Origin of the sequence: Nostoc sp. PCC 7524, from assembly GCF_000316645.1 — a bacterium.
Taxonomy (GTDB): domain Bacteria; phylum Cyanobacteriota; class Cyanobacteriia; order Cyanobacteriales; family Nostocaceae; genus Trichormus.
The window spans coordinates 3,622,590-3,647,938 of record NC_019684.1 but is presented as its reverse complement, the minus strand read 5'-3'; the positions used below and the strand labels follow the sequence as shown (position 1 = coordinate 3,647,938).

Below are 25,349 nucleotides of genomic sequence, written 5' to 3'. Positions count from 1 at the left end.
GATCACTCCTTGTTAATTTCTCTTTGCAAAACCGCTTTGACTAACTCATACTCTTGACATAGTTGGGAGCCGATTTCCGCAATGCCTGCCAAGTTGTTACTGCGTCCTTTGCTTTCTAGCTGCTTGCAAAGTTGTGCCAACAATACTGCACCAACTGAGCCACTACTGGATTTGAACTTATGAGCTGTATTCCAGAGAGTTGCGGCATCATCAGTATTGATCGCGACTTGAATATCTTGGATTAACTTCGGAGCTTCCGTCAGGTAGCAACTAATTAATTCAGCAAATGCCCCTGATTCCCCTCGCAGCATCTTACGTAATTCTTTCAATACCTTTGTATCTATTGTAGCAGAATTTAGATGATTGGTATCGGGAAATGTCTGGTTTTTTTCACTTGTTTGTGGAGTTCGGGGCAGTAATTGCTGTTGAGTGATAAATTCATCAGTATTAGACTGCAAGGGAGATTCACCATGATGTGCTTGTTCTCTGTGACGGGGCTGACATTTGCCTAGAGCTTTGGCTAATTCCTCAAGTTGTAGGGGTTTACTGATGTAGTCATCCATACCAGCTGCTAAACAAGCTTCGCGATCGCCCTGCATGGCATTGGCAGTCATGGCAATGATGTAAGGACGATCATTCCAGGTTTGACGGATTCTGCGACTGGTTTCTAGTCCATCCATTTCGGGCATATTCACATCCATCAAAACCACATCGAAAGGCTGATGTTGCAAAACTGCTAACACTTCTAAACCATTAGCTACTACATCTGCCCGATAACCCATTTTTTTCAGCATGAGTAAGGCCACTTTTTGATTAACAACGATGTCCTCTGCTAACAAAATTCGTAATGGCAGTTGCTCTGCCAAATGCTGATTGATTTGGGGCGGATAGGGATAAGGAAGCTTTGCCCGAATTGGCTGATTTTCTAAAGTACAAGCCAGGACATCATAAAGCTGAGATTGTTTAATGGGTTTATGCAGATAGGCAGTAAAGCCCAGATTCCTCAATGCGTTGTCATTGTCTGGTTGACCCCAAGATGTGAGAATGACCAAGGGTAAATATTGATAACCAGAACGCTGGCGGATCTCTTGTGCCAAGGTGAGTCCATCCATTTCTGGCATTTGCATATCCAAAATGGCAATATCAAACTGCATCCCCTGATCAATTAAAGCTAAGGCTTCGGCACCGGATTGAGCAGTGTAAGTTTGCATTTGCCAAGGCTCGGTTTGTAAGTGCAGAATTTTGCGGTTGGTGGGATTATCATCTACGATTAATAACCGCTTATTCCTAAGCTGAATCGGGTAAGTGAGTGTCAATTCATTGGAGTCTGCATGATCCACCACCTGGGCAGTCATGGCAAAGTAAAAGGTGGAACCAGGGTAAGGGAGATTGGATAACACTGGCTTTTTAGCTTGCCATTGGGGAGGGGGATTACCACCAACACACCCTTGACTTTCCACCCACAGATAACCGCTCATCATCTCGCCTAAGCGTTTGCTAATTACTAACCCTAATCCTGTCCCGCCATACTTGCGAGTCATGGAAGCATCGGCTTGTACAAAAGGTTGAAATAATCGCCCCATTTTATCTGGGGGGATGCCAATGCCTGTGTCTTTGATGGTGAACAGAATTTGACAAGAGTTTTTGGCTTTGTGAGTTGTTACTGGCTCGGCTCGTACCGACAGTATGACCTCACCTTTTTCGGTAAACTTAATGGCATTGTTGAGTAGATTCATTAAAATTTGGCGCAGACGAGTCAAATCTCCAACAATCTGGGTGGGGACTTGGGGATGAATCAGATAAGCCAGCTCAATATCTTTGTGGGCAGCTTTGGGTGCTAGGAGGTCAATTACCTGCTCTACACAAGTTCTCAAATCAAAAGGTTGGGCTTCTAGTTCTAACTTACCCGACTCAATTTTGGAAAAATCGAGAATGTCATTAATAATCGTCAGCAAGGCTTCGCTGCTAGTGAGGACGGTTTCTACAAAGTCGCGCTGCTGCGTTGTCAATTCAGTATTCAGTAGTAGTTCCGTCATCCCAATGACGGCATTCATGGGGGTACGAATTTCATGGCTCATCATGGCTAAAAATTCACTTTTGGCACGGTTGGCGGCTTCTGCTGCCCGTTTGGCCTGTTCTAAGGCAAAGTTTTTAACTGTGAGTTCTTCTCGTTGCCGGGTTTCTTGCTCTAGTAAATGGGCATGGGCTAGGGCTATGCCAAGTTGTGCGGCTACTGCTTCTAAAAGTTCTATTTCTTCGGTTGTCCACTCCCGGAAATAGCTACATTGGTGTAAACCAATCGCGCCATTGGGTTCTCCTTGATAGGAGGTGCGGACTGCAAGCATGGATTTCAGCCCCATTTGACTACAAATCTGGCAGGCAGACTGGAGTAAGGGATCTTGGTAGACATTGGGGGAAGCGATCGCGCGATCGTGAGTCATCATCTCGATGACGTGAGGGTTCCCCACCATCGGCACTTCTGATGTCTGCTGGGAGCAAGGATTCGGTGCAATGTTATATTCTGCTACTAGGGGAATACTGGGAACTGGATCGCTGATGAAAGCATGAATTAGACACCGATCAACTGCAAAAGCTTGCCCAATTTGAGTGGCAGCAGTCTCAAATATCTCTTTAGTATCAAGACTTTGGCGAATTTTCTGGGTGATTTTTTCCAGTAATAATGTCCGATTTAATTGTCGTTGCAGTGCTTCTTCAGCTCGTTGGCGAGCGGTAATATCAATAGCAATTCCTCCTACTAGACACTGCCCAGGCTGATTGGCAATGGGAAATTGATAGACTAAAAACTCTCTAGCAGTACCGTTGCCGCATGGAGCAGACTCCACGGTTTCAATCACTTGCTGGGTACGGGCTACCGTTTGGATAGTATCTAGAAAGTGTTGAGCAAATTTTGGTTCATAAAAGTCAACAATCTTTTTACCAATCAGTTTTGATAAGGGTAATTTAAAAGCACTGCGATAAGTTTCACTCAAGAAGACAATGGTGCCATCAGTATCTGTAATCCAAGCAGGTGTGGGTGTATGGTTCATGAATGCTTGGAAGCGTTCTTCACTCTGACGCAGTAATTTTTCTGCTTGTTTGCGTTCGGTAATATCTCGATTGACACTAATAGTTGCGACATTTTGCCCTTGTTCATCTTGTAGGGCTACTATGGTAGTCTCACAAACTCCGGTGCTACCATCTTTGCGAATAAAGTTAATCTCGCCAGACCAACGTCCCTGCTGGATGATGTCTTCTATGATGGAGGCGTTCAAGATGGCATCTTCTTCAGGTTGATGCAGTATACTCACAGATTGACCACAAATTTCGGCTTTAGTGTAGCCAAAAATCCTGACAGCAGCCGGATTCCAGTCCAGAATTTGACCCTTTAAATCTGTGATAATCACGGCATCATAGATATTGGCAAAGGTAAGGGCTTGCCGACGCAGTGCCATTTCTGCGGTTTGGCGATCGCTCACATCACTTTGAATCCCCAGAAAGTGGGTTAATGTACCTGTTTCGTCGTAAATTGGAGAAATACTTAATTCGTTCCAAAATAAACTGCCATCTTTGCGGTAGTTTCGCAGAATTAATTGGCAATCCTTCCCAGATTTTAGGGCTAGTCGCAGTTTTTGCAGTGCTGGTTGATCGGTATCTGTACTTTGCAAAAAGCGACAATTCTGTCCAATCACATCTGTTGCACTGTAGCCTGTGATTTGCTCAAAGGCAGAATTTACATAAATTACAGGATTATTGGCTAGTCTGGCATCGGCAATGACAATACCATTATTGGTAGCAGCCAAGGCTCTCTCTCGCAGTCTTAAGGTTTCTTCCACGAGTTTCAAGTCGGTAATATCAAACATGAAACCCCTGAGCATTACCGGGGTTTTGTCTGTTTGCACTACACTCACAATGTCTCGCAGCCACACAACCCTACCATCAGCTGCTAACATCCGGTATTCCATTTCGTGGTTTTCGCCTCTGCTGACTGCATCTTGGCAAAAACTTAAAGTCTTGTCTTGATCTTGGGGATGTAAATGATTAATCCAAAAATTTTCTTCGTACCATTTTTCAATGGGGTATTCTAATACAGTTTCGGCTTGTGGCCCAACATAGGTAAAACGCAAAGTTTGCCAGTCTAATTCCCAAGGGATAACTTTGACTGTTTCTATTAATTGTCGCCACCGCGTTTCACTGGCACGTAAGGCAATTTCTATTTGTCTTTGTTCGGCAATTCTTTGTGCTAGTTCTTGATTGATGGCTGCTATTTGATAATTGCTAATTTTGGTGGCTTGGACAAAATAAGTTAATAATGTCAGTGCTACAGTTGCTAATATACCTGCCACCAAAACAAATGTAGGCAGAGGTGAGTGCAAATCTCTGAGTAGCTCAGGCGTAGGATAAATTTCTAAATGCCAGTTGACTGTATACAAGTTAATATCTACATTCTGCTTCCAGAATGAATTCACTTGCGGTTGTACATCTGAGCTATAAATTAACTCTTGACCATCAAATACCCTGATTTTATAACCCGGTGGTATGTGTAAAACATTTTCTAATAGGTGCTGAATTTGAAAAACTCCTAGGATATATCCATTGAATTCATACTTCTTAAATAAAGGTACACAAGCTAAAAATCCCCGCCCACCTTGGACAAGGTTGATGGTATTCGTCAGAGTAGTTTGATGACTTTTGCGTGCAGTTTCTAACGCCTTGGATCGTCGCCATTCTTGGCTGAGATCAAAATTTCGGGCTGCTTCGTTACTGGCTAATGGCACAATCCAACGCACCCGCCATGATGAATCAACCCTTTCAATAGCCTGATAGCCTCCATAATCTTGAATATAGGCTGCGGCTTCTAATTCCCACTCTGATTGGGGAATCTCACCATGCCACTGCCAATGTTCACCCATCCGCTCTAATGCCAGAATGCGAGTCTTGATTTGGGTAATGAATTCTGTTTTGGTGGCGATCGCTTGTTGTTGAATCAGTTTTTGAATGTTAAGCTGCTCTGCAACTAATAGCCTCTGCCAAAGTATAACTACTATCAGGAAGACGATCACACCCACCAGAAGCGGCAGCAACCTCTGTATTCTCAGGAAATTCACTGGTTTACATAGGTGATATTTGTGCCGCTTGTACACTGATTCACCCTCCAACACCTTGAGCGTTTTTTAACATCATTTTTTTTTCTTTTTAAGTAATTAAAAAGAAAGATAGCAAGGGGACAATTACGCAAGTTGTCTTTTTTAAACAACCCATATATAACTTGTTCTACTAAGTCCATTAATTTTATATTTATTTTTTAATTTTTGAAAGTCTTTTTTTTAGGAAAATAGTTTTTTGTCTTTGAATAAATCACAATAAAACTTTATTTAACTTTAAATTGACTATCTTAAAAAACTATAAAATTTCTAAGTTTTGAGTATGCTAAATGTATTAGCCATACGCTTATTAACTTGATAATTAACAGCCAGTTGAAGCATCTCATATGACAGTAGATTCGTATGGTTATTAATTGGCTAGAGAATAAAATGTTGAGTTGAAATTTAGTTAATTGCAATTGTAATCGTGTACACCAAAATTATTATCTGGATAGTAAAAATATCGAAAATAATGGCAGAAATAAAAAAATAAATATCAATAATCTTTTGTGTGCATTTCTGCTATCGGACTGCAAATATACAGCAGAGAACAGGAGACATGATTGCAACTCTTTTGGTATGTGGCTTTGTCCTTAAAACTTGTAGCTCATTTACCTACAATCTGCTGTATGTATGTGTTTTCACAACTGAACTACAAGTATAGGTAATTCAAATGGCTAATCAAAGTAATTTTAATCATAGTTATTTTCATACTGCCGTAGTAAATACACTCTCATCACTCTTACTACGCACTAAAAGTTAGTTCCATATGACAACTAAAATAAAGTTGTCATATTCAACTAGACATCAAGACCACACAATTTATTGTTTGTGTTGATTAGTTAACGAGATATTATTTACAGCTTTACATCCCGTTAAGCTCAGAGGCTAAGGTACACCTGATGTAATTGGGAAGCACCATATCAATCTAGAGAATGGGCAACAGGCAACAGGGAAACAAGCCACCCACAAGGGGAGCCAGTCTCGTGGGGGGGTTTCCCGACTTGTAGCTTGCTTCTCTTACGATGGCGTAAGCCTACCCGCAGGGTAAGAACTGGCGTTAAGGTTTCAACCTACCTTGCGATACCACGATTCTTTCTATGACTTTCTCTTCGTTTCTTGCGGGAAGCTTACGCGTACCTTGCTTCCCCGGAGTGGTACGCCCACAATTCCACTCGGTTTAAAACCTGACTTCTCCTAAAGGAGACGCTACGCGTTAAGCGCAGCTATACTGCTGCTCTTTTTCTCTTCTGTTCCCTGTTCCCGCTCCGTTGGCGCAGCCTCTGTCTACGACACGCTCCGCGAAGGTAGAGAAGGAGCTTAATAAAACAGGTTTTTGCTGTCAAAAACGGGATAACGATTGCAGCAATATTTAACCACGATTATCAAAGACAGATTCAATACATCGGGTTATGTGTAACATCAACATCTAAAATAGTATTTTTTTAATCAACCATCTAGATGCTTAGATAATATTACTGGAACTGACTAATGATGGCAAGGTTCATAGTCAACATTTGATGACTAATCCCTAGATTGGAGTTTCTTGATTAACTCATAAAAAGGTTGCCAATTATCTTCCTGAGCAATTGGCTCCCAAATTGATTCAATTACAGGTCTTAATAACACAGTCTGAGGATTGTAGTGAGCCAGAGTTTGGGCAATACGCCCCATGTCATCTGGATCGAAATTATTTAAGATTTTATGATATAGTATGCACCAGTTATCGAAGATGGCCGATGCCCCAGATGCAGGCACACAGTCTGAACTATTGAGGATACATCCTGGTTCGTCTCTCCACTTAACTGAAAAGGTGCGAGCCATTTCATAGAAAAACTGATGATAACCGACTTGGCTATCCTGTAAAACTTTAATTGTTAAGCTTAAAAGTTCATCAGCTTCGGGAAACGATAACTGCTCAAACCCCAACTTCTTCAGCATTAAAGTCTGGTATTCAGCAGAATAATAATCGCTAAATTGTGCCAGTCCTGCTTCTAGAGCAGTTTGAGGGATAATTGCCTTTAATGGTTGCTGGAGCATTTCCAGATTCAGTTGACAAATACCTGGTTGATGAGCATAACAGTAGCGTTTGTAATAGTCAAAGTATGCAGCCGTAAAATATGGATCATAAGTAGGAATAAATGCGTAAGGGCCGTAGTCAAAGCTTTCTCCTGTAATTGACATATTGTCAGTATTGAGGACAGCATGACAAAAACCTGCGGCCATCCACTGTGCTACCAGTTTGGCTACCCGTTGCACTAATTCTGCATAGAACAACGCATATTTATCTGGTTCATGCGCTAAATGGGGGTAATAATGCTCAATTACATGATCTAATAACTTTTGAATTAAATCTGGGCGTTGCAGAAAGTACAACCGCTCAAAAGTCCCAAAACGAATATGTGAACTGCTCATCCGCACCATCACAGATGAACGGGTAGGAGAAGGTTCATCCCCCCGCCACAGGGATAAGCCAGTTTCCATCATGCTCAAACACCGGGATGTACGTACCCCCAACTGATGCAATGCTTCTGCTGCTAAAACTTCCCGCACCCCACCTTTGAGTGTGAGCATCCCATCACCACCACGAGAATAGGGTGTTCTACCAGAACCTTTAGTGCCGAAGTCGTACAGTTCGCCGTCGGTTCCACGAATTTGTCCGTACAAAAACCCTCTACCATCACCTAATTGTGGATTATACTCACCAAATTGATAGCCGTGATAACGCAGTGCTAGACACGGTTGACTTCCCTGAAACTTGCCGAAGGTATTGATAAAATCTTCGTCTTTCACTACTTGGGGATTTAACCCCAATTTTGGTAGTAAAGAGTCATTGCGCCAGCGCAGAATGTGTTGCGGAAATTCTGCTGCTTTTACTTCGTCATAATAATCATCACCCAAGGATGCCAAGGCTGCTTCGTAGTTAAGGGTGAGAAAGGGGTTGAGGGAATCTTCGGTGTTGGGAGTTTCAGCCAAAGTCATTATGAGCAAAGGGTAATTGAGCCTTCTTTTAATAGTACATCTGACAGCAGCTTGAGAGTGAGCTACACAATGACATTTTTGAGGGTGAGTATAAATATAACTGCCTAGAAAATAAAGGCTAGGGGTTAGAGGTTAGAGGCTAGAGTGTCCTCATGTCATTGGCAACCGCTATATAGATTTTAGTTGATAGTTATCATTGTTTATATTAGGGATATTTTCAGCAACTAATATCATCAATATATATAGCTAATTAAAATTGCTAATTTTTTGGATTACTTCAATCATCATCATTCACAAATACCAATACATTGAAAGGTCGCGGACGCTGTAATTGCCAAAGATAAATTTTTACTTATATATCCAATCTAATATTTATTTAATAATTGCCTGTCCAGAGTAAACCACTTGGGCATAAATACCTGTAAACTGATTTCAACAGCCAAAGAAATCCGATAGCCACCGCCCAAAAAAAGCATCAATTTATCAAGAGTTAGTCATAACTAGCGTTGCTGTAAAAAAGTAGTTGCCATCGACTAACTAAATATAACAAAAAGCTTCATGAATACCGCAAGAGACATCCAAGTTTACTTGCAGAAGTTTTTGTGCATAAACAATTAAAATCCCATCTTAAGGAGTTAATATGTCAGATTTTTTCAATCAAATTTCCCGCCGTAAATTTATCGTGACAGCAGGTGCATCGGCTGGTGCTGTGTTTTTGAAAGGTTGTTTGGGAAATCCTCCTGAAGCTAATACTGGTGGTGGCAATCAATCAGTTCCAACTGCTCAACCAGCCGCGAATATTAATCCAGAACAAGCCCCAGAAGTTACTACCGTCAAGTTAGGTTATATCCCGATTGTAGAATCTGCGCCTTTAATTATTGCCAAAGAAAAAGGCTTTTTTGCGAAGTATGGCATGACTAATGTAGAGCTTGCTAAACAAGCTTCTTGGGGTGCAGCTAGAGATAACGTAGAAATTGGTTCGGCTGGCGGTGGGATTGATGGTGGTCAATGGCAAATGCCGATGCCGCATTTGATTACTGAAGGTTTAATTACTAAGGGTAATCAAAAAATCCCCATGTATGTATTGTGTCAATTAATTACACATGGAAATGGGATTGCGATCGCCAACAAACACAAAGGTAGCGGTATCGGTTTAGACTTAGCAAGAGCCAAGTCTGTATTCTCCAAACTCAAAGCCTCAGCCACCCCCTTCACAGCCGCCCAAACCTTTCCAGCCGTTAACCAAGATTTCTGGATTCGCTACTGGTTAGCAGCTGGTGGTATTGACCCAGATGCAGATGTGAAACTGCTTACAGTCCCCGCAGCGCAAACCGTCGCCAACATGAAAACAGGCACAATGGATGCCTTCAGCACAGGCGACCCCTGGCCATACCGCATCGTCACAGACAAAATCGGCTTTATGGCGGCATTAACGGCGGAAATTTGGAAGAATCACCCCGAAGAATACCTAGCAATGCGAGCTGATTGGGTTGACCAACATCCCAAAGCTACCAAAGCACTATTAAAAGGCATCATGGCAGCTCAACAGTGGTTGGATAACTTTGATAACCGCAAAGAAGCCGCAGAAATCCTGGCTGCTAGAAGTTACTTTAATTTACCTTCAGCAGATATTCTTTTAGCTCCATTCCAAGGAAATTATGACATGGGTGATGGTCGCAAAGTTGAAGACAAATCAATGGCGGCTTATTACTGGAAAGATGAAAAAGGTAGCGTTTCTTATCCATATCAAAGCCATGATTTATGGTTCATCACCGAAAGTGTACGCTGGGGTTTCTTGCCCAAAGATTACATTACCAACGGTGCAGCTAAAGCCAAAGAATTAATCAAGAAAGTTAACCGCGAAGATATTTGGAAAGAAGCAGCGAAAGAAGCAGGAATTGCGGCTGCTGATATTCCCACCAGCACAACTCGTGGTGTAGAAGAATTTTTTGATGGTGCTAAGTTTGACCCCGAAAACCCAGAAGCATATCTCAAGAGTTTGTCTATCAAGAAAGTGAGTGTTTAGCAATAGTAGGGAACAGGTGACAGGTGACAGGGAAGACGCAAGAGTTTTTCTTCCTTATACCCTTCCTTATACCCTTACACCCCTACACCCTTTTTATTCGTCATCTGAGGAACACAAAAATCATGACCATAGCACAAAGAAGAGCTGTTAACCCAAAGTTTGATAACAGCTTATTATCTCAACTGCAAAAGCAATTTCCGAATATTGTACCGCCCGCGATCGCGATCGCTATTTTTCTGGTAATCTGGCAGTTATTCGCTTGGACTCCCGGCGCAACACTACCAGGGCCAATCCAAGTCATTACAGACACTTGGACGTTAATTTTGTACCCCTTTTACGACAAAGGTGGTATAGATAAAGGACTATTTTGGCAAATCTTAGCCAGTCTGCAACGGGTAGCAATTAGCTATATCCTCGCGGCAATTGTCGGTATTGGTTTGGGCATTTTGATTGGGATTAACCAAACCATGTCCAAAGCTTTAGACCCCATCTTCCAACTACTGCGGACTGTACCGCCTTTAGCATGGGTGCCGATTTCCTTGGCGGCTTTACGTCAAAACGAACCAGCCGCTTTGTTCGTCATCTTCATCACTGCGATTTGGCCTATCTTAATTAATACTGCGGTTGGTGTTACCCAAATTCCTCAAGACTACAATAACGTAGCCAAAGTATTGCAACTTAACCGCAAAGAATACTTTATTAACATTCTGATTCCCGCCGCCTTACCCTACATTTTCACAGGCTTAAGAATTGCCATCGGTTTGGCTTGGTTAGCGATTATTGCAGCAGAAATCGTTATGTCCGGTATCGTCGGGATTGGTTTCTTTATCTGGGATGCCTATCAAAACAACAACGTCAGCGAAGTAATTTTAGCCCTAGTTTATATCGGCGTTGTCGGTCTACTTCTCGATAAATTCATGGCTTGGTTACAGAACCTGATTTTACCAGCAGAACAGAAATAGGTTAGAGGTTACAGGGTACAGGTTGATCAATATTCTCATCATCTGTACCCCCTTATCTCTTCTTTCCACTGTTACCTGTCACCTATCACCTATTCCCCAATCACCAATCACCAATACCTGAAAACTATGGCTGTATTTGTTGCTGTTGACCAAATTGACAAAGTATTTAATCTCACTGGCGGTGGCCAATATATTGCCCTCAAAGGAATTGACCTGCAAATTAAAAAAGGTGAATTTGTTTCTTTGATTGGTCACTCTGGTTGCGGTAAATCCACTCTCTTAAATATGATTGCTGGTTTGGATTTACCCAGTGAAGGTGTTGTGACTCTGGAAGGACAAAAAATTACCAAGCCAGGGCCAGACCGGATGGTGGTATTCCAAAATTATTCCTTATTGCCTTGGCGGACAGTGAGAGAAAATATTGCCCTGGCTGTTGATTCAGTCATGCGGGGGATGTCTGCCACAGAACGTAAGGCAATCGTTGACAAACATATTGATATGGTGGGGTTGCGTCCCCATGCAGATAAACCACCAGGGATGTTATCTGGTGGACAAAAACAACGGGTAGCGATCGCTCGCGCCTTAGCAATTCGTCCTAAACTATTACTATTAGATGAACCCTTCGGCGCACTAGATGCCCTCACACGGGGTAACTTACAAGAACAGTTAATGCAAATCTGCGAAGAAAATCAAGTTACCGCCGTCATGGTAACTCACGACGTAGACGAAGCAGTGCTGTTATCTGACAGAATTGTCATGCTCACCAATGGGCCAGAATCGAAAATTGGTGACATCCTCGAAGTCGATATCCCCCGCCCCCGCAAACGCATGGAAGTAGTAGAACATCCCAGCTACTACAGCTTGCGGAGTGAGATGATTTACTTCCTCAACCAACAAAAACGAGTCAAGAAAATCCGCGCCAGAAAAACTGCGGCTGTGGCTCGTCATGGGTTAGAAAAAGTTAACCTAGATATTGGCTTCTTACCCCTCACCGCCTGCGCCCCTCTCGCCGTGGCTAAAGAAAAAGGTTTCTTCACTAAACACGGTTTAGATGAAGTTAACCTAGTGCGGGAAACTAGCTGGCGCGGTATCGTGGATGGCATGGTTGGCAGTTATATCGATGCGGCACAAATGCCTTCCGGGATGCCCATGTGGTTAACATTGGGAGGACACAACAATCAACCCCTCCCCGTTGTCACCTCCCTCACCATGACTCGCAACGGTAACGCCATCACCTTAGCGAAACGCTTCTATGACCAAGGTGTGCGTACCTTATCAGACTTCAAAAATTACCTGTTGCGTACCCGTGAACAGCGCCACATAATGGGCGTAGTGCATCCCGCATCCATGCACAACTTATTGCTGCGTTACTGGCTAGCAGCTGGGGGAATTGACCCCGACTTAGATGTAGATATGAAAACTATCCCTCCCGCCCAGATGGTTGCTGACTTACAAGCCGCCACCATTGACGGTTTCTGTGTCGGTGAACCTTGGAACTACCGCGCGGCTGAGGAAGGTATAGGCTTTACCATCGCCACAGACTTAGAAGTGTGGTTAGGACACCCCGGTAAAGTGCTGGGTGTGCGGGAAGATTGGGCAGAGAAATATCCTAATACCTATATTGCCCTCACCAAAGCCTTACTAGAAGCTTGTCAGTATTGCGCTAAACCCGAAAATGCTGAAGAAATCAGGCTAATTTTAGCGGGTAGAGATTACGTCAGCACTGACGTTGAGTATATCCAATTGGAAGACCCCAACTCTGAGGCTTGTAGCTTAGACCATCCCCTGCGCCAGTATGCCCACCATCAGTTTTACTCTGAGTCAGCAATTAATCGCCCCAGCCGCACCGAACAAATGTGGATTATGACTCAATTAGCCCGTTGGGGTGACACTCCCTTCCCTAGAAACTGGGTAGAAATTGTCGAAAGGGTGTGCAGCGTCAGGATATTCAGCACCGCCGCCAGAGAATTAGGTTTAGATGTCAGCTATACCCGCCAACCCATTCAATTATTTGATGGTACTCCCTTTAATGCTGATGATCCCATTGCCTATCTCAACAACTTAGACATTAAACGTGATTTTTCAGTTGCCGAAGTCATTCTTGACTCCCCAACTAGAAGAGTAGCCTAAGCCAATCTAGGGGAGATGAAAACCATGCGCGAGTTTTTTCACCTCGTTGATGAGTCTTTTTACTCCGTTGACGAGTATCGGAACTGGATGAACGAGTCTTTTTACTCCGTTGACGAGTATCGGAACTAGATGAACGAGTCTTTTTACTCCGTTCATCTATCTTGGAACTCCGTTGATGAGTCTTTTTACTCCATTGACGAGTATCGGAACTCCGTTGACGAGTATTTTTACTCCGTTGACGAGTATTTTTGCTCCGTTGACGAGTATCGGAACCTCATTCAAGAGTAAGCAACAACTCGCGCCCAACTCCCCTAATCATCCTCATACTCCGCGTACCTACCCTGCGGGAACGCCTAACGGCCAATGCGCTTACCTCCCCATCCTCTGCGTTAAAAACTTCACCCCCATCACCGCCATGCAAAACCGCAGCACAACCCTCAGAGACAGACAACCAACATCCACCTTCGCCAACTCCAGACCATTCTTAGAAATCAAAGACGTTACCAAAGTCTATCCCACCAAGAAAGGCCCATTCACAGTCCTTGATGGCGTAAACCTCAACGTAGAACAGGGTGAATTCATTTGTGTCATTGGTCACTCTGGCTGTGGTAAATCCACACTGTTAAACATGGTGTCTGGTTTTAACACTCCTACCACGGGTCAAGTTTTATTAGAAGGTCAACCCATCACCAAACCAGGCCCCGATAGAATGGTAGTCTTTCAAAACTATGCTTTGCTACCTTGGCGGACAGCTTTTGAAAACATCTACTTAGCAGTTAACGCTGTTTACCCCAACAAAATCGAAGCCGAAAAACGGGCGATTGTCCGGGAACACCTAGCAATGGTAGGATTAGCCGATGCGATGGACAAGAAACCCACCCAAATGTCCGGCGGTATGAGACAACGGGTTTCTATTGCTCGTGCTTTGGCAATTCGTCCCAAGGTACTAATTTTAGACGAACCCTTTGGTGCATTAGACGCAATTACCAAAGAGGAATTACAGGAAGAACTGCTGAAGATTTGGAACGAAAATCGCTGTACTGTGTTGATGATTACCCACGACATCGATGAGGCGTTGTTTTTAGCAGATAAATTAGTGATGATGACCAATGGCCCACACGCCAAGATTGGGGAAGTGATGGAAATTCCTTTTTCTCGTCCTCGCGATCGCGCCCGCATCATGGAAGATCCACAATATTATCAGCTGCGGAACTATGCTTTAGATTTCCTCTTTAACCGGTTCGCCCATGATGATGTCGGTTAGTTGGTGAATATTCGACCCCTACACCCTTCATAGGTAAGTTTTCACAGTTTTCCCCAGATGACGACTACTGGGATCTTAGGTAAAAGATAAAAGGTAAAAGTACAAAATTTTACCGCTTATCTTTTGCCTTTTTCTTTTTAATGAATAATTAAATTTTGTCATGCTGTTCTAGAGCATCGATTCAGGAATGAAAAACCTAACCCCCCAACCCCCTTCCCTACTAGGGAAGGGGGAGCAAAACTCCCCTCTCCTTGCAGGGGAGGGGCTGGGGGAGGGGTTCTTCTAGGAATACTGAATTGCTGTTCTAGGCGAGATGTGGTTTCATAGTGCAAATTGAAAACTTGTGTGTACACCGTAGCTCCTACAAAGAGAGACGCTATATAATTTGTGCTTTTTTCTCTGTTGAGAAACTGTTATGCTGAGAAAAATCAGTATAATCTCGCAATATTATTGTTAAATTATGGAAGCAGTAACATTAACAGCCGTAGGAACTGCGATCGCTACTATAGTTTTAACTAAGGCTTTAGAAAAAACAGGCGAAAAGCTGGGGGAAGCAGCATTAGAAAAAAGTAATGAGTTAATCGCACAGCTAAAAAAGAAAAATAAAGTCCCCTTACTAGCGAATACGTCACAGGAAAACACACAGCAGCCGTTAGATTATGGTCAAGCTGTGTTGGAGTTGAAAGCCGCAGCCGATACAGATACCGAAATTGCTCAATCAGTGCGGGAAGTAGAAGCCACAATCAATCAAGATCAGTCCCAGAGTGCTGAGAAAATTCAAAAATTAGCCGCAGAAATTCAAGCGCAGCCAGCAATTGTTAATAACTTTGCCAAGTTAGCAGAAAGTATCCAAGCTGAAAAAGGGGCAATGGTTGCCCAACAAATCACAATTGGGGAACAGCACAACACATACAACTGACTACAGTCGCCCGAACAGGAACGGGTAAAGTCAAATCCTGAAATACCGCAAAATTTACCCCTGAGTGGGGTGGTGAAATTTGTCGGACGTGATGAAGAACTGCAAGAACTCCATAAACTTTTGCAGGAAAATAACCAAGTAGCCATTGCAGCTATTTTGGGAATGGGTGGACTGGGTAAAACAGAACTCGCCTTGCAATATGCCATGACTCAGCACGAAAACTACAAAGGTGGACTGTGCTGGTTACAGGCGAAAGTTGAGGATTTTGGCGTTCAAGTGGTGCGGTTTGCCAGAACTCAGCTTGATTTAAACCCACCAGAAGATTTTGATTTACCTGCACAAGTACAATACTGCTGGCGGTATTGGCGTGAGGGTAATGTGCTGCTGGTGGTGGATGATGTTACAGATTACCAGCAAATCAAACCTTACCTACAGGGCGCATCTTCCAGATTTAAAGTGTTGATGACTACGCGCAAAAAGTTGGGTGCAGCCATCAAGCAATTACCTTTAGATGTATTACAACCAGATGCAGCGTTGGAGTTGTTACGGTCTTTGCTAGCAGAAACACCAGGGCGAATTGAGAGAGAATTAGATGTAGCAAAACAGTTATGTGAATGGCTGGGGTATTTGCCTTTGGGTTTAGAGTTGGTGGGGCGATATCTGGCGCGAAAACCGGATTTATCCTTATCAGCAATGATGCAGCGTTTAGAGAAAAAGCGATTAGAACAACCTGCACTTGTAAAACCAGAAGCTGATATGACAGCACAAAGGGGAGTGCAAGCCGCCTTTGAGTTGAGTTGGCAGGAATTAGCAGAGGATGATCAGTTATTAGGCTGTGTACTCAGTTTATTTGCAACCACACCCATACCCTGGAAATTAGTAGAACAGTGCTTAACAGAGAAAGATGAAGATGAGTTAGAAGAAATTCGGGATGATAAATTATTGAATCTGCATCTACTCCAGCGCAAAGGTGAAGGAATCTATCAACTACATCCCCTACTGCGGGAATTTTTCCAATCTAAGTTTACAGGTTTAGAGCAAGCAGAGGAATTTAAGCGATCGTTTTGTCAGGTAATGGTAGCAATTGCTAAAGAAATTTCTGAGACTCCTACCCTTGAAGAAATTAACGCTGTTTTCCTTGCCATACCACACATAGCTGAAGTAGCAAACAATCTCATTCAACACCTCAGTGATAAAGATTTAATTTCGCCTTTCTTCGGCTTGGGTTACTTCTATGAAGGACAAGGGTTATATACCCAAGCCGAACCTTGGAATCAACAGTGTTTATCAACAGTACAAAACCGCTTGGGAGACAATCATCCTCATGTCGCCACCAGCCTCAACAACTTGGCATTACTCTACGAATCCCAAGGCAAGTACGACCAAGCCGAACCCCTGTTACTCCAATCTTTAGAACTCAGACAACGCCTGCTGGGAGACAATCATCCCGATGTCGCCACCAGCCTCAACAACTTGGCTGGACTCTACGAATCCCAAGGCAAGTACGACCAAGCCGAACCCCTGTATCTTCAAGCTTTAGAACTCTGTCAACGTCTGCTAGGAGATAATCATCCTCATGTCGCCGCCAGCCTCAACAACTTGGCCGTACTCTACGAATCCCAAGGAAAGTATGACCAAGCCGAACCCCTGTATCTTCAAGCTTTAGAACTCTCTAAACGCCTGCTGGGAGACAATCATCCGGATATCGCCTCTAGCCTCAACAACTTCGCATTACTCTACAAATCCCAAGGAAAGTACGACCAAGCCGAACCCCTGTATCTCCAGGCTTTAAAACTCAGACAACGCCTGCTGGGAGACAATCATCCCCATGTCGCCACCAGCCTCAACAACTTGGCCGTACTCTACGAATCCCAAGGCAAGTACAACCAAGCCGAACCCCTGTATCTCCAGGCTTTAAAACTCAGACAACGCCTGCTGGGAGACAATCATCCCTCTGTCGCCACCAGCTTGCACAACTTGGCTGGACTCTACGAATCCCAAGGCAAGTACAACCAAGCCGAACCCCTATATCTCCAAGCTTTAAAACTCAGACAACGCCTGCTGGGAGACAATCATCCCGATGTCGCCGCCAGCCTCAACAACTTGGCTGGACTCTACGAATCCCAAGGCAAGTACGACCAAGCCGAATTCCTGTATCTCCAAGCTTTAGAACTGTGTCAATGCCTGCTGGGAGATAATCATCCCCATGTCGCCACTAGTCTCAACAACTTGGCTAAACTCTACTATTCCCAAGGAAAGTACGACCAAGCCGAACCCTTGTATCTCCAAGCTTTAGAACTTAGACAACGCCTGCTGGGAGATAATCATCCCGATATCGCCACTAGCCTCAACAACTTGGCTAAACTCTACTATTCCCAAGGAAAGTACGACCAAGCCGAACCCCTGTATTCCCAAGCTTTGAATATTTTCGAGCAAAGTTTAGGAGGGAATCATCCTCATACTGTGAGAGTGCGTGAGAATTTAGCAAATTTACGCGATTCTCTCTAATGAGAACACGAACATTTACCTTCCCAATCTCATCACTCTAGCTTTTATCTCCAAGTTTCCTGTTTTGAACTCAAAGTTTCATGTTCAGAACCCGAAGTTTCGTGTTGCAAACGAGAATGTTTCTGTTTCAAACTAAAGTATTCTTGTTTCCAGTGAGAATGTTCTTGTTCTAAACGAGAATGTTTCTGTTGCAAACGAGAACTTTCCTGTTTCCAGTGAGAACGTTCTTGCTGCAAAGGAGAATCTTCTAGTTCTGAGGTTGAATGATGGTGTTTTGAGTATAGAAGTTCTCGTTTGTATGCAATACACTCTAACCTCTCTCCAAACCTCTCTCCTACAAGGAGAGAGGCTTTGAGCTTTACCCGGATTTCTCACCAATTATTGCAACCTCAGTCCAGAGTAGGGGCGGGTTGAGCGAAATATTCGTGAATGATTTGAGCATATCTGTGAACCTGCCCCTACTGTTTGTGAGAAATGCGGCTTTACTCCCCTTCCCTTGTAGGGAAGGGGGTTAGGTCTGTATCTAACTGAATCACCGCAAATGCTGATTCTAACGCCTGTATGCGGCTTTCCACCTGATTAATTTGGGCTGACAAGGTGAAAGAGGACTCATGGTTATGCTGACAGAATCGCTGCAAGTCAAGGTGGGTAATGCGTCGCTGTACTTGTCCACGGGTAACGACTATCCAAACATGACGATGATGTGCGATCGCTCTTGCACGGGAAGCAACCCCAAAGGCTAGTGTCCCGATGCAAACTCTGCGGCTTCTCCCCGTTTACCTAAAACAATTAAGTCTGTGTTTTTTGCAAATTCATGAAAACAATCTACTAAAAAGCCTGTTTTATTAGTTAACTTAAAATCTGTATAAATGAGGCATATAGCCCCACTTTGGGATCAACCCCAGCAATGATGGAAAAGGCGATATCTATTTAAATAATAACCTGATATCTATGGACAGTTTTCAATCTGCCACAATGAGAATTGACAAATAAAAACATCACAAAACCAACGTTGTACGTCATCAAAGAAAAATTAATTAGTTATAACTATCTTTCCTCTTGTTTTTGCTATTTCATCCCCCAGCATAGACACATCTAGAGATAATCAAGTTAAGCTAGATTACACCAGATTTCTGTTAGAATTTTTTTGGTAACTTAAAAAACAAAAAATTATATGATGCAAGAAAAAACAGTGATTTATAGATGGTTGTGGATAATTCATCATATCCCCCACAAAGAGTAAGCCCCATGAGTCCCCACGCACTACTGTTAGTAAATCGTCATGCTCGTCAAGGGCAAAATCGACTCTTAGAGGCGATTAATTGCTTACAAAAACTTGGCTTTCAATTAACTGAAGAATCAACAGAACATCCCTCACATCTAGCAGAAATTATACATAAATATAAAAATCATGTTGACTTAGTTATAGTTGGTGGTGGTGATGGTACTCTCAATGCCGTAGTAGATGCTTTAGTAGAAACTCAATTACCTTTGGGAGTTCTACCTTTAGGAACTGCCAATGATTTAGCTAGAACTTTAGGAATTTCTAACTCTCTACCCGAAGCGTGTGAAATCATTGCTCATGGAGAATTGCGACGCATTGATTTAGGTTGGGTAAACGGTAAACATTTTTTCAACGTGGCTAGTTTAGGATTGAGTGTAAAAATTACCCAAAAACTGACCAAAGAAGTCAAAAAACGCTGGGGAGTTCTTGCTTATGCTGCTACAGCATTGCAAGTAATTTGGGAATCTCGACCATTTAGCGCGGAAATTCGGATGAATGGTAAATCCTATCGAGTCAAGACAGTCCAAATTGCTGTGGGTAATGGCCGCTACTATGGGGGTGGTATGGCTATAGTGCATGATGCCAAAATTGATGACCAAAGACTAGACCTTTATAGTTTAGAGATTAAACACTGGTGGCAAATAATTCCCTTACTACCTGCTATACGCAAAGGGAGACATATTCATCGGCAAAATGTCCGCTCCTTGCATGGACAAGAAATAGAAATTTACACCCGTAAAACCCGCCCCATCAACACCGATGGCGAAATTACCACCTACACTCCGGCTCATTTCCGCGTCATCCCTAAAGCTGTTGCTGTTTTTGTGCCACCTGTTTGAAGAAGCAGGGGAGCAGAGGAGCCGAGTAACTATTACCTATTGCAAGAGTGGCTATTGCCTATTTCCTATATCTGCGGTGCTACCCAAGAATTTGATATGGTAAAGAAACGTAAGGAATAGCTACGGGTGCATTTGTATTTAATCTGAAGTGTCTTTTAGCTAAGTAAAGAGCGGGGTATTGTGAAAACTCACATCAACTCACGCCAAATACACCTGAGATTTTCTCAAGATATTAAGTTACTGCTGCAACGCCTAGCAGAACAACATCTGTCTCTCGGTGAAATTCTGGCACAGACATCTGAACGCGGTTTTAGCTTAGTCATTACATTATTAGTTTTGCCCTTTTTGTTCCCTATGCCACCGGGATTAACAGGGCCTTTTGGAGCTGCGTGTTTACTATTATCTGTACAGATGATACTTGGTAGGCGATCGCCTTGGCTACCGAAAAGCATCGCCCGCTATCAATTTCCTCGTCCCTTTGCTCAGTTCCTGTTACAAAACCTGCGCCGTGTTACCAAAGTATTAGAATCCATCACCCGTCCCCGCTTGACTAAAATCGCCGAAAATCCTTTAACTTGGCGCATCAATGGGTTGTGTATCTCTTGGTTAACACTGTTACTTATCTCACCCATTCCCTTTACTAATCCCATTCCCACAGTAGGGATTTTACTTTTGGCAGTCGCTACCATTGAATCCGATGGCTTATTAATTTGCATCAGCTATGGCATTACTGTTGTAATTACCATGCTATTTGCATTTATTGGTTATGCCTTATGGGTAGCTCCTAGCTTATTGCCATCTATTTTGAGATAAAAGCCCCTAGTCAAAAACTGAGGGGCTTGCTTTTAATTAAGGTGCATCTACTTATTTATATATCCATATAGTTTTTTGTGGCATCAGGAAGAATTATACTGAGTTGCTTTCAAAGATAGTAACTAGGGCTGGGAGCGGCGGCAGGGGAGCAGCTGACTTTTCACGTTATGTGGAAAAGCCCACGAAAAACCTAACCCCCTAACCCCCTTCCCGCATCGGGAAGGGGGAACATTCAAAGTCTCTCTCCTTGTAGGAGAGAGATTTAGAGAGAGGTTTTCCAGACCCCGTGAAAAGTCAGAAGGGAGCAGAGGGGAATACTAAATATTTAAGTTCTTGCCCTACGCCTAATGTCAAAGAATCAGTCTGTTGCATAACTCCTGGATATATCATGCTATACTAAACGTAGTCGTTATGAGTTCGTATAAATATTATGACTAACCCGACTGTAGAAAACTTAGTAATTATCGGTTCTGGGCCAGCAGGTTACACAGCTGCTATTTATGCTGGACGAGCTAACCTAAAACCTGTGGTATTTGAAGGTTTTCAAGCTGGGGGTTTGCCTGGTGGGCAACTAATGACGACGACAGAAGTAGAAAACTTTCCTGGTTTCCCACAAGGAATTACTGGGCCGGAATTAATGGATAGAATGAAGGCGCAGGCGGAACGTTGGGGGGCTGAATTATATACTGAAGATGTGGTATCAGTTGATTTGAGTCAGCGTCCTTTTACTATCCGTTCGGAAGAAAGGGAAGTTAAGGCACATACTATAATTATTGCCACTGGTGCGACAGCCAAGCGTTTAGGTTTACCTAGTGAACATCAATTCTGGAGTCGGGGAATTTCTGCTTGTGCGATTTGTGATGGCGCAACTCCGATTTTTCACGGTGCAGACTTAGCGGTGGTTGGGGCTGGCGACTCGGCGGCGGAAGAATCTATTTATTTAACTAAGTATGGCTCGAAAGTTAACTTGTTAGTCCGTTCTGATAAGATGCGGGCATCTAAAGCCATGCAAGACCGGGTATTGAGCAATCCCAAAATCCAAGTACATTGGAACACCGAAGCCATAGATATATTTGGTAACAGCTTCATGGAAGGGATAGTAGTTCGTAATAACAAAACTGGAGAAGAAAGTAAGCTGACAGCTAAGGGCTTATTCTATGCCATTGGTCACACGCCTAATACTTCTTTGTTTAAGGGACAAATCGAACTGGATGAGGTGGGTTACATCGTCACTAAACATGGTTCACCAGAAACCAGTGTAGAGGGTGTCTTTGCGGCGGGTGACGTACAAGACCATGAATATCGCCAAGCGATTACGGCGGCTGGTAGTGGCTGTGCGGCGGCGTTGTTGGCGGAACGTTGGCTGTCTAGTAATGGGTTGATTCATGAATTTCACCATGAACCAACAATTAATAATGAGTTAGAACCCCAGCCAGCTGCTCAGAAAACAGAAGCAGAACAAGCGGCGGAATTTGATTTAGCTGCAACCCGTCATGAGGGTAGTTACGCTTTAAGAAAATTATTCCATGAAAGCGATCGCCTGCTAGTAGTCAAGTACGTCGCCCCTGGTTGCGGCCCTTGTCATACCCTCAAGCCGATATTAAATAAAGTCGTGGATGAATTTGACGGTAAAATCCACTTTGTCGAAATTGACATCGACAAAGACCGCGAGATTGCTGAAAATGCTGGCGTGACAGGAACACCGACCATTCAATTTTTCAAGAATAAAGAACTATTGAAGGAACTCAAAGGTGTTAAACAAAAGAGTGAGTATCGCCAGTTAATTGAAAGTAATCTGTAGGTTCACTTATCGCAAAGTATATGCCAGTAGGGTGCGTTGTTGCATAGCACAACACACCTTGCAACATTTTAGGTGTGTTATGCCAATTCCAAATTCAGATTTCTTAATTTTGAATTTGGAATTTTGAATTCCCCGCAGGGGTTGACTCCCCAATTACCAATCTGATATGTAAAATGGTCAGCGTATCTTGCTCAATGCAGGCTCGCACATGACCATCACTAAACGTCAACTACCGTTATTTTTACGTTTTGCTAAAAATCCCAGCCTTTCCCAAAAATTAATGCTAGTTGGATTGGCGATTACTCTGTTCTTCATTTTCCTGGCTTTCTTTGCTCCTGCTTTCCAGGCTTGGGGATGGCTACAAAACCCGAAAGAATTTCTCTCAAACCCGATTCAGGAAGCACCATCTGCTAAACATTGGTTTGGCACCAGTCGCTTAGGACATGATGTGTTTTCCCGCACGATATTTGGCGCTCAAGCAGCGTTGCAAGTAGTGGTTTTAGCCACGGCGCTGAGTATGATTGTTGGCGTACCCTTGGGGATGGTTAGTGGCTACCTCGGCGGTAGGTTAGATAAAGTGTTGCTGTTTCTGATGGATAGTATCTACACTTTACCGGGGTTACTGTTGTCGGTGACACTGGCTTTTGTAGTAGGGCGAGGGATATTAAACGCTGCGATCGCTATTAGTATTGCATACATCCCGCAATATTATCGAGTGGTTCGTAATCATACCGTCAGTGTCAAAACAGAAGTATTTATCGAGGCGGCTCAAGCAATGGGCGCTTCTACTTGGATTGTGCTATCTCGATATTTATTTTTCAACGTTATTCAAAGCGTACCCGTACTTTTTACCCTCAACGCTGCCGATGCAATTCTAGTATTAGGTGGTTTGGGCTTTTTAGGGCTAGGCTTACCGGAAGAAATACCAGAGTGGGGGTACGATTTGAAACAAGCTCTAGAAGCTTTACCTACTGGTGTTTGGTGGACTACCCTTTTCCCTGGTTTAGCAATGACTTTTATGGTGGTAGGGTTATCACTACTTGGTGAAGGGTTAAATGAATTTGTCAATCCCCGATTGCGGGGAGAAAATGGAAACCGGAAATAGACAATTCAAAATACCCTACGGATAGGCTTACGTCGGCGTAGCGAAGGCTTGCGCCTAAAAAATTCAAAATTAGGATTTCTGCTTTTGGATGTTGAATTGAAACTAATCTTTGTATTTACAACTGAGAGAAAAGAGTGAAAGATAACATTTCTTTAATTGCGGCGGCGGCTGGTGGGTTTATGCTTTCAGTGGCTTTGGCTGGGATTTTAAAAGGTGCGCCGGTGACAGCTTTAGGTGAACAATCTAATTTTCGTCCCACGGTGACTGATTTAAGATTGGCTCCTAAAAAGACTGATAACTTAGAATTTTTTGATGCAAAAACAGCCAAAAGCTAATATGCTTTTCTGAAGTACCCAGACCTGTCAAGGTGGGGAATTTTGGTCAGCTTAGTTAAAGCTGCTAGTTTTTATTGTGGCTAGTAGCTGGGTGTGAGGAATTAACAGTGGGGAATTCTCAAGTAATTGGGATTGACGTAGGGGGAACGGCAATTAAATTGGGGCGATTCAGTCAAGATGGTACGTGTCTGCAATCTTTGACTGTCGCAACTCCGCAACCGCAGACACCAGAGGCGGTTTTAGCTGTGATGGTGGATGCGATCGCGCAAATTGATGTAGATAATCAAACTATAGCTATTGGTGTGGGTACTCCCGGCCCGGCTGATGCCACAGGACGCATTGCCCAAATTGCGATTAATTTACCGGGATGGCAGAATGTCCCTCTGGCTGATTGGTTGGAAGCTAAAACTGGCAAACCAACCGTTATTGATAATGATGCCAATTGTGCAGGTGTAGGAGAGGCTTGGTTGGGAGCCGGTCGGCAATTTCAGAATTTTATGCTGTTAACCTTGGGAACTGGGGTTGGTGGTGCAATTATTCTCGATGGCAAATTGTTTGTGGGACAACGAGGCGCAGCCGGAGAACTGGGATTAATTACCCTGCAACCGGATGGCCCTATGTGTAAGAGTGGTAATCAAGGTTCTCTGGAACAATACACATCAATTCAAGCCATTCGTCGCCGGACTGGGAAAGAACCTGCGGAATTAGGAATGCTAGCACAAGCTGGAGATGTTAATGCTTTAGCATTTTGGCAAGAATACGGTAGAGATTTAGGTATAGGTTTAGCTAGTTTAATTTATGTTTTAACACCGCAAGCGATCGTCATTGGTGGTGGTGTGAGTGCTAGTTTTGAATTTTTCTTTCCAGCAGTTCAGGCAGAAATTGACAAGCGGGTGATGCCAACCTCGCGGATGGGTTTACAGATTATCCCTGCACAATTGGGTAACTCTGCTGGGATGGTAGGCGCGGCTAAATTAGCGTGGCAAAAGTTTCGTATTTAACAGGTGGTACAGAAGGCGGTTTGCATATTACTTATGTTACCAATGCCAGTCGTACTTTGCTGATGAACTGGAACACTTTGGACTGGGAAGGGGAAATCTTGGAAATTATGGGTATTCCTCGGCAAATGCTGCCAGAAATTCACCCTTCATCAGCCATCTATGGCAAAGCTACAGGTAGCTTGGCAGGAGTTGTACATAAATTTACACTTTTTATCAACTTACACACAGCTTGAAACAG

17 protein-coding genes are annotated in these 25,349 nt (G+C 43.4%); 14 read left to right on the top strand and 3 right to left on the bottom strand.

The features are described from left to right. Window positions 1-2: 2 nt before the first annotated feature. Together NOS7524_RS14625 and NOS7524_RS14620 are read right to left on the bottom strand one after the other, a co-directional pair. Window positions 3-5,141: a PAS domain S-box protein gene (locus tag NOS7524_RS14625; RefSeq protein ID WP_015139250.1), complete on the bottom strand. Its 5,139-nt coding sequence runs from the start codon at window positions 5,139-5,141 to the stop codon at window positions 3-5. A gap of 1,524 nt (window positions 5,142-6,665) precedes the next feature. Further along, a complete protein-coding gene (locus NOS7524_RS14620; RefSeq protein WP_015139249.1) occupies window positions 6,666-8,123 on the bottom strand; it encodes a protein adenylyltransferase SelO in 1,458 nt (485 codons plus the stop codon). 640 nt (window positions 8,124-8,763) lie between these two features. Between NOS7524_RS14620 and NOS7524_RS14615 the strand changes: the two genes are divergently transcribed. The 6 genes from NOS7524_RS14615 (at window position 8,764) to NOS7524_RS14590 (ending at window position 17,932) form a co-directional block, all read left to right on the top strand. Beyond that, window positions 8,764-10,149, top strand: a complete 1,386-nt coding sequence (locus NOS7524_RS14615; RefSeq protein ID WP_015139248.1) for a CmpA/NrtA family ABC transporter substrate-binding protein — start codon at window positions 8,764-8,766, stop codon at window positions 10,147-10,149. 122 nt (window positions 10,150-10,271) lie between these two features. Next, window positions 10,272-11,111: a nitrate ABC transporter permease gene (gene ntrB, locus NOS7524_RS14610; protein WP_015139247.1), complete on the top strand. Its 840-nt coding sequence runs from the start codon at window positions 10,272-10,274 to the stop codon at window positions 11,109-11,111. 126 nt (window positions 11,112-11,237) lie between these two features. After that, the gene (locus tag NOS7524_RS14605) at window positions 11,238-13,241 is read left to right on the top strand and encodes an ABC transporter ATP-binding/substrate-binding protein (RefSeq protein ID WP_015139246.1); all 2,004 of its coding nucleotides are present in this window, start codon (window positions 11,238-11,240) and stop codon (window positions 13,239-13,241) included. A gap of 415 nt (window positions 13,242-13,656) precedes the next feature. Beyond that, complete coding sequence (locus NOS7524_RS14600; protein ID WP_041555333.1) at window positions 13,657-14,505, top strand: nitrate ABC transporter ATP-binding protein; 849 nt, start codon at window positions 13,657-13,659, stop codon at window positions 14,503-14,505. Window positions 14,506-14,965: 460 nt separating this feature from the next. Next, complete coding sequence (locus NOS7524_RS14595) at window positions 14,966-15,424, top strand: hypothetical protein (RefSeq protein WP_015139244.1); 459 nt, start codon at window positions 14,966-14,968, stop codon at window positions 15,422-15,424. Window positions 15,425-15,496: 72 nt separating this feature from the next. Then, on the top strand, window positions 15,497-17,932 hold the full coding sequence (locus tag NOS7524_RS14590; protein WP_015139243.1) for a tetratricopeptide repeat protein: 2,436 nt from the start codon (window positions 15,497-15,499) through the stop codon (window positions 17,930-17,932). A gap of 44 nt (window positions 17,933-17,976) precedes the next feature. Here the strand turns inward: NOS7524_RS14590 and NOS7524_RS14585 are convergent, their stop codons facing one another. Further along, window positions 17,977-18,168, bottom strand: coding sequence for a hypothetical protein (locus NOS7524_RS14585; protein WP_041555331.1), 192 nt, complete (start codon window positions 18,166-18,168; stop codon window positions 17,977-17,979). A 381-nt stretch (window positions 18,169-18,549) separates the two neighbouring features. Here NOS7524_RS14585 and NOS7524_RS30980 point away from each other — a divergent pair, with 381 nt between their 5' ends. From NOS7524_RS30980 to NOS7524_RS14550, 8 genes are all read left to right on the top strand, one after another. Further along, window positions 18,550-18,675: a hypothetical protein gene (locus NOS7524_RS30980; RefSeq protein WP_268741964.1), complete on the top strand. Its 126-nt coding sequence runs from the start codon at window positions 18,550-18,552 to the stop codon at window positions 18,673-18,675. 505 nt (window positions 18,676-19,180) lie between these two features. Then, complete coding sequence (locus NOS7524_RS14580) at window positions 19,181-20,056, top strand: lipid kinase (protein ID WP_041555330.1); 876 nt, start codon at window positions 19,181-19,183, stop codon at window positions 20,054-20,056. A gap of 180 nt (window positions 20,057-20,236) precedes the next feature. Next, entirely contained in the window at window positions 20,237-20,869 is a 633-nt protein-coding gene (locus NOS7524_RS14575; RefSeq protein WP_015139241.1) for an exopolysaccharide biosynthesis protein, read from the top strand. Window positions 20,870-21,299: 430 nt separating this feature from the next. Continuing rightward, window positions 21,300-22,670 carry a thioredoxin-disulfide reductase gene (gene trxB / locus NOS7524_RS14570; protein WP_015139240.1) on the top strand — a complete coding sequence of 457 codons (1,371 nt, stop codon included), beginning with the start codon at window positions 21,300-21,302 and terminating at the stop codon, window positions 22,668-22,670. A 208-nt stretch (window positions 22,671-22,878) separates the two neighbouring features. Next, the gene (locus NOS7524_RS14565; RefSeq protein WP_015139239.1) at window positions 22,879-23,775 is read left to right on the top strand and encodes an ABC transporter permease; all 897 of its coding nucleotides are present in this window, start codon (window positions 22,879-22,881) and stop codon (window positions 23,773-23,775) included. 134 nt (window positions 23,776-23,909) lie between these two features. Next, window positions 23,910-24,110 (top strand): hypothetical protein, encoded by a 201-nt coding sequence (locus NOS7524_RS14560; protein ID WP_015139238.1) that lies wholly within the window; start codon window positions 23,910-23,912, stop codon window positions 24,108-24,110. A gap of 107 nt (window positions 24,111-24,217) precedes the next feature. Beyond that, complete coding sequence (locus NOS7524_RS14555) at window positions 24,218-25,111, top strand: ROK family protein (RefSeq protein ID WP_015139237.1); 894 nt, start codon at window positions 24,218-24,220, stop codon at window positions 25,109-25,111. Then, the gene (locus tag NOS7524_RS14550) at window positions 25,090-25,344 is read left to right on the top strand and encodes an FGGY family carbohydrate kinase (protein WP_041555329.1); all 255 of its coding nucleotides are present in this window, start codon (window positions 25,090-25,092) and stop codon (window positions 25,342-25,344) included. Before NOS7524_RS14555 ends, NOS7524_RS14550 begins: the two co-directional genes overlap by 22 nt. The last annotated feature ends 5 nt before the right edge of the window (window positions 25,345-25,349 follow it).